Below are 5808 nucleotides of genomic sequence, written 5' to 3'. Positions count from 1 at the left end.
AACCGGCCCAGCCGACGCCCAGCGCCCAGCCCGCCGTCCCTGCCGATGCCCAACCCGTACCCGACGCGGCCAGCACCCAGCAACCGGACTCGGCCGACACCCAGAACCCGGCGGCACAGCAGCCGGCGGCCTCGCCCCGCCGCCGTGAATTGCTGTTGAATTCCCCCGACGCCCTGCCCCGCAGCACCATCGGCCAACCCGGAGGCGGCGCAGAGCCGCTGCGCTAGACCGTGGCACAAGGAAACACCATGCGCATCGCCATTGCAGGCGCCGGCGGCCGTATGGGCCGCATGCTGATCGAAGCCGTACTGAACATCCCCGGCCTGGAACTGGCGGTGGCGCTGGAGCGCGCCGGTTCCGACAACCTGGGCCAGGACGCCGGCACCTTCCTGGGCCGCGACACCGGCGTGCGCATTACCGACCAGCTCGATGCGCTGGCCGACGCCGATTGCCTGGTGGACTTCACCCGGCCCGAAGCCACCCTGAACCATCTGCAAGCCTGCGTGAAGCATGGCACGCGCATGGTCATCGGCACCACCGGCTTCGACGACAACGGCCGCGCCGCCATCGAAGTGGCCGCGCAGAAAATCGCCATCGTGTTCGCCCCCAACATGAGCGTGGGCGTAAACGCCACGCTGAAACTGCTGGACGTGGCCGCCCGCATCCTGAATTCGGGCTACGACGTCGAGGTATTCGAAGCGCACCATCGCAACAAGGTCGACGCGCCCTCGGGCACCGCCCTTAAAATGGGCGAAACCATTGCATCGGCCTGGAACGTGGCGCTGCCCGACGTGGCCACCTGGGCCCGCCACGGCGACACCGGGGTACGCAAGCCCGGCACCATCGGGTTCTCGGTGGTGCGCGGCGGCGATATCGTGGGCGACCACACGGTATATTTCTGCGGCACCGGCGAACGCATCGAGATCACGCACCGCTCGGGCAGCCGCAGCACCTATGCCGAAGGCGCCCTGCGCGCGGCGCGCTTCCTGCAAGACCACCGCAACGGCCTGTTCGACATGCAGGCGGTGCTGGGCCTTTAAGCCGGCGGCGCAGGGCCGTCGCGCCACACCACGGGCTCGGGCTCCAGCATGACCTGATAGCGCCCGGCCACGTCGCGCTGGATGGCGGCGGCCAGCGCCATGATGTCGGCCGCCGTGGCCCCGCCCCGGTTCACCAGCACCAGCGCCTGCCGGTCGTGCACGCCGGCGGCGCCCAGGTGACGCCCCTTCCACCCGCATTGATCGATCAACCAGCCCGCGGCCAGCTTGTAACGGCCATCGGGCTGCACATACGACACCAGGCCGGGATGCCGCGCCGCCAGCGCATCGCGCGTGGCGGCATCCACCAGGGGATTCTTGAAAAAACTGCCGGCATTGCCGATAACGGCCGGATCCGGCAGCTTGGCGCGACGGATATCGCACACCGCATCGAACACCGCGCGGGCGCTGGGCGCCTGGCCGGCCAAGCCAGGGTGGCGCTGCAGGTCGGGGTAGTCCAGCACGGCGCGCCACGGGCGCGGCAGCGCGAAACGCACCGCCACGATGATCCACGCGCCCGGCGCATCATGTTTGAACAGGCTGTCGCGATAGGCGTAGCGGCAGGCGGCTGCGTCCATGTCGACCAGCCGGCGTTGCCGCACGTTCCAGGCGGTAAGCCCAAGGAAACGGTCGGCGAGTTCCACGCCATAGGCGCCAATGTTCTGCACCGGCGCTGCCCCTACCGTGCCCGGAATCAAGGCCAGGTTTTCCAGACCGTCCCAGCCCTGGGCCACACAGGCCGACACGAATCCATGCCAGTTCTCGCCCGCGCCCGCCTCGATGATCCAGGCATCGGGCCGCGCTTCTAGCAGGCGCACGCCGGTGAATGCAACGCGCGCGACCAGGCTGTCGACCCGCGGCGGCAACACCAGATTGCTACCGCCGCCCAGCACCAGCAGGCCGGGATAGCGGCCGGCAAATTCGGACACTTGCTCGAGCCGGGACGGCGAGTCCAGGCTGACAAAGGCGGAGGCATATGCCGACAACCCCAGGGTATTGAGCGGGGTCAGGTCCTGGCTGGCGGGAGCCATCGGAATATCGGGCAAGGCCTGGGAAGAGTCCGGCATGTAAGGGCAAGAATTGCTGAAAACAGGGGTCCGCGGCGCGTCCCGCGATGCTTGTTCAAGGCGAAAAGCGGACGCCGGCCACGAAGGATATCCCACATATTAACGGCAGCCCGTTATGCGTTTGCACGCGCATGAGAAAACCGCTATGATGCCGGTCTTCGTTGATCGGCCTATGCATTTTACGGCCCAGCAACGCGGGAGTAGCTCAGTTGGTAGAGCGCAACCTTGCCAAGGTTGAGGTCGCGAGTTCGAGACTCGTCTCCCGCTCCAGAATTCTTGCCCGCGCACCTACGGTGCGCGGGCAAACAACAAGGCCGGACACTTCGTGTCGCGGCCTTTTTTGCCGCCGGGCTTAGCACGCGCAACGCGATTACCTGTACCGCACCAGCCATCACATGGCAATCGAACGGAACCAGGCAGTTGGCTGCCGCATTGACATATCGGGAAATACCGATACAATGAGGCCATGGATTTGCTCGAAATATTCAAAGCCCTCTCGAACCGTACGCGCCTTGAAATCTTGAAAGGTTTGAAGGATCCCGCCAAGAACTTCCCTCCGCAGGATGAAGGCGACGTTCGTACGGTGGGAGTCTGCGTCAGCAGTATTCAAGAAGGCGTAGGGTTGTCGCAGTCAACGGTGTCTGATTATCTTGCGACTCTGCAACGAGCGGGCTTGGTAGAAGTCAGGCGCATTGGCCAGTGGACCTATTACAAGCGGAACGAAGCAACCATCAGCGCTCTGGCCAAAGTCATAGGGAAAGAGCTGTAATTTTTTTTGTCACTAAATATCGGAAATTCCCGATATTCCTTTTTATAGATTAAAGGATTGAAATGAAAGCGATAGTGCTTAAATCATTTGGCGGCCCGGAATCGTTCGAACTTCGCGACGTACCCAAGCCAGTGCCGCAGGCGGGCCAGGTTCTGGTCCGGGTACATGCAACCTCCATCAATCCGCTGGATTACCAGGTCCGACGCGGCGATTATGCCGACCTGGTGCAACTGCCAGCCATTACAGGACATGACGTATCTGGCGTTGTCGAAGCAGCCGGGCCGGGTGTGAAGGCCTTCTCCCCTGGCGACGAAGTCTGGTACACCCCGCAAATATTCGACGGGCCAGGCAGTTATGCCGAGTACCACGTTGCCGCCGAAAGCATTATCGGAAAGAAACCCGCCTCGCTAAGCCACCTTGAGGCGGCAAGCCTGACCCTGGTTGGCGGAACGGTGTGGGAAGCACTGATCGTGCGTGCGGCGCTAAGAGTGGGCGAGAGCATTCTGGTGCACGGCGGCGCTGGAGGAGTCGGCCATGTGGCGATCCAGCTGGCAAAAGCCATGGGAGCAAGGGTGTTCACGACCGTGCGCGAAGCAAACTTTGAGTTCGCACGAAGCCTGGGGGCCGATGTGACCATCGACTACGAAAAAGAGGATTATGTCGATTCCATCATGCGGGTGACGGGCGGCCGCGGAGTCGATGTCGTGTTCGACACCATCGGCGGCGACACATTGTCGCGCAGCCCCGACGCGCTTGCGCAGCTTGGCCGCGTAGTCACGATCGTGGACATTGCAAAGCCGCAGAACATCATTCAGGCCTGGGGCAAGAACGCGAGTTATCACTTCGTTTTCACCAGGCAAAACCGCGGCAAGCTTGATGAGTTGCGTGCATTGATAGAGCGCGGCCAACTGCGGCCACACGTTGGCGCCGTCTATTCACTTGACGATATTCCGCTGGCTCATGCCCGGCTGGAGAGTCCCAACAACGGTCTTCAAGGAAAAATCGCGATTGCCGTCGACCGTGGGCTTATTTCGCAGATGGTGACGCTTGGTTTTTAGCCGTTCGACTCGCGCTGGATCCCCCCATGCCACACCCGGGCGGGCAGGTGCGTGCCATAGCTGTAGCAAAGCTCGGCCAGGTCGGCCACTTGCCAGAGCGCCAGGTCGGCCCGCTTGCCCACTTCCAGGCTGCCGATCTCGCCCGCCATGCCCAGCGCCCGCGCCGCCGCATGCGTGACGCCATTCAGGGCCTCGGCCGGCGTCATCCGGAACAGCGTGCACGCCATGTTCAGCATCAGCAGCAGCGACGCGAAAGGCGAGGTGCCGGGGTTGCAGTCGGTGGCCACCGCCATGGCCACGCCGTGCTTGCGCAGCAGGTCTATGGGCGGCGTGTTCGTGTCGCGCAGGAAGTAGTAGGCGCCCGGCAACAGTACCGCCACGGCGCCGGCGGCGGCCAAGGCACGCGCGCCGGCCTCGTCCAGGTGCTCCAGGTGGTCTGAAGACAAGCCGCCGCAGCGGGCCACCAGTTCACTGCCGCCCAGGTTGCTCAACTGCTCGGCGTGCAGTTTCACCGGCAGGCCGAGCGCCGCGGCCGCCTTGAATACCCGTTCCACCTGGGCGGTGTCGAAGCCGATGTTTTCGCAGAAGGCGTCCACCGCATCTACCAGCCCGGCGGCGGCCGCGGCGGGCAGCATGTCGTCGCAGACAGCATCGATGTAGGCATCCGCGCGGCCGGCGTATTCGGAAGGCAGCGCGTGGGCCCCCAGGAAGGTGGTGCGCACCGTGACGGCTTCGGTTTCGCCCAGGCGCCGGGCGGCACGCAGCATGGCCAGTTCCGCATTGCGTTCCAGGCCATAGCCCGACTTGATCTCGACCGTGGTGACGCCTTCGCGCATCAGTGCGCGCAGCCGCGGGCGCGACTGGTCGGCCAGCGCCGCTTCGCCCGCGGCGCGGGTGGCGCGCACGGTAGAGACGATGCCGCCGCCCGCGCGTGAAATGTCTTCGTAGCTGGCGCCGTTCAGCCGCAATTCGAATTCGCGCGCCCGCGAGCCTGCGTAGACCAGGTGCGTGTGGCAGTCGACCAGACCCGGCGTGAGCCATTGGCCGCCCGCATCGAAGGTGGCCCCCACCCCGCTTCCCGCCGGCAGCTCGGCCGCGCGGCCGATCCAGGCAATGCGGCCCTGGACGATGGCCAGCGCATCCGCATCGTCCGCCACGCCGTAGTCCGCCGTGCGCCCGGGCGCGAAAGTGGCCAGCCGGGCGTTGACGATCAAGGTGTCCCAGGCCTGTTGCATCCCTTGATGTTTCATGGAGCCGCTCCGTTCGGAATATCGATAGGACAAAAGTTTACTTGACTATACTTGTATATCCAAGTTAAATCCCTCCATCGACGGTCCCATCTGGAGCTCCCATCATGAACGCCGCGCTGCGCGACCAACCGCTGGCCCCCTACGCCCGCATCAAACAGCACATCATCGAGAACATCGAGTCGGGACAGTGGGCCGTGAATGAACAGGTGCCGTCCGAGAACCAACTGGCCGCGCAGTTCGATGTGTCGCGCATGACGGCGCGGCGCGCCATCCTGGAACTGACGCAGGACGGCATGCTGGTGCGCAGCCAGGGCCTGGGCACCTTCGTGGCCGAGCGCCGGCCGGTGCTGCCCGTGCTGGAAGTGCGCAACATCGCCGACGAGATCGCCGAGCGGGGTCACCAGTACGGCAATCGCATCATCACCCTCGAACAGGACACGGCCACCGACGGCATCGCCATCGCGCTGGGTATTGCACCCGGCAGCCCGGTGTTCCATTCGGTGCTGCTGCACCTGGACAACGGCGTGCCTGTGCAGCTGGAAGACCGCCACGTCAACCCGCAGGCCGCGCCCGGATACCTGGAACAAGACTTCAGCCGCGAAACACCCAATGCCTATCTGAGCCGCG

Annotated in this window: 6 protein-coding genes, 1 tRNA gene and 1 pseudogene; 6 read left to right on the top strand and 2 right to left on the bottom strand. The window is 64.7% G+C overall.

The features are described from left to right. Positions 1–227: pseudogene (locus tag LPZ50_RS20700) on the top strand (hypothetical protein); the annotation flags it as partial. Between the two features lie 21 nt (positions 228–248). Continuing rightward, positions 249–1040: a 4-hydroxy-tetrahydrodipicolinate reductase gene (gene dapB / locus LPZ50_RS20695; protein WP_230664518.1), complete on the top strand. Its 792-nt coding sequence runs from the start codon at positions 249–251 to the stop codon at positions 1038–1040. On the opposite strand, the gene murB is transcribed toward dapB, so the two are convergent. Beyond that, positions 1037–2104, bottom strand: coding sequence for a UDP-N-acetylmuramate dehydrogenase (gene murB, locus LPZ50_RS20690; protein WP_230664516.1), 1068 nt, complete (start codon positions 2102–2104; stop codon positions 1037–1039). The genes dapB and murB overlap by 4 nt on opposite strands. 194 nt (positions 2105–2298) lie before the next feature. Between murB and LPZ50_RS20685 the strand changes: the two genes are divergently transcribed. The 3 genes from LPZ50_RS20685 (at position 2299) to LPZ50_RS20675 (ending at position 3931) form a co-directional block, all read left to right on the top strand. Then, positions 2299–2374, top strand: a tRNA-Gly gene (locus LPZ50_RS20685). 196 nt (positions 2375–2570) lie between these two features. After that, positions 2571–2873, top strand: a complete 303-nt coding sequence (locus LPZ50_RS20680) for an ArsR/SmtB family transcription factor (protein ID WP_230664514.1) — start codon at positions 2571–2573, stop codon at positions 2871–2873. Positions 2874–2935: 62 nt separating this feature from the next. After that, the gene (locus LPZ50_RS20675; RefSeq protein WP_230664512.1) at positions 2936–3931 is read left to right on the top strand and encodes a zinc-dependent alcohol dehydrogenase family protein; all 996 of its coding nucleotides are present in this window, start codon (positions 2936–2938) and stop codon (positions 3929–3931) included. Here LPZ50_RS20675 and hutI read toward each other — a convergent pair. Beyond that, the gene (gene hutI / locus LPZ50_RS20670) at positions 3928–5181 is read right to left on the bottom strand and encodes an imidazolonepropionase (RefSeq protein WP_230664510.1); all 1254 of its coding nucleotides are present in this window, start codon (positions 5179–5181) and stop codon (positions 3928–3930) included. The genes LPZ50_RS20675 and hutI overlap by 4 nt on opposite strands. Positions 5182–5285: 104 nt before the next feature. Between hutI and LPZ50_RS20665 the strand changes: the two genes are divergently transcribed. Next, the coding region (locus LPZ50_RS20665; protein WP_230664508.1) for a GntR family transcriptional regulator at positions 5286–5808 on the top strand (523 nt) is incomplete at its 3' end.

This window comes from Bordetella petrii, assembly GCF_020991325.1.
Lineage (GTDB): Bacteria > Pseudomonadota > Gammaproteobacteria > Burkholderiales > Burkholderiaceae_B > Bordetella_A > Bordetella_A petrii_E.
The sequence above is the reverse complement of the archived record's forward strand: the minus strand, read 5'-3'. Positions and strand labels throughout refer to the sequence as shown.

Coding starts and splice junctions, on each gene's coding strand:
- dapB (WP_230664518.1), top strand. CDS start 249: ATGCGCATCGCCATTGCAGGCGCCGGCGGCCGTATGGGCCGCATGCTG.
- murB (WP_230664516.1), bottom strand. CDS start 2,104: ATGCCGGACTCTTCCCAGGCCTTGCCCGATATTCCGATGGCTCCCGCC.
- LPZ50_RS20680 (WP_230664514.1), top strand. CDS start 2,571: ATGGATTTGCTCGAAATATTCAAAGCCCTCTCGAACCGTACGCGCCTT.
- LPZ50_RS20675 (WP_230664512.1), top strand. CDS start 2,936: ATGAAAGCGATAGTGCTTAAATCATTTGGCGGCCCGGAATCGTTCGAA.
- hutI (WP_230664510.1), bottom strand. CDS start 5,181: ATGAAACATCAAGGGATGCAACAGGCCTGGGACACCTTGATCGTCAAC.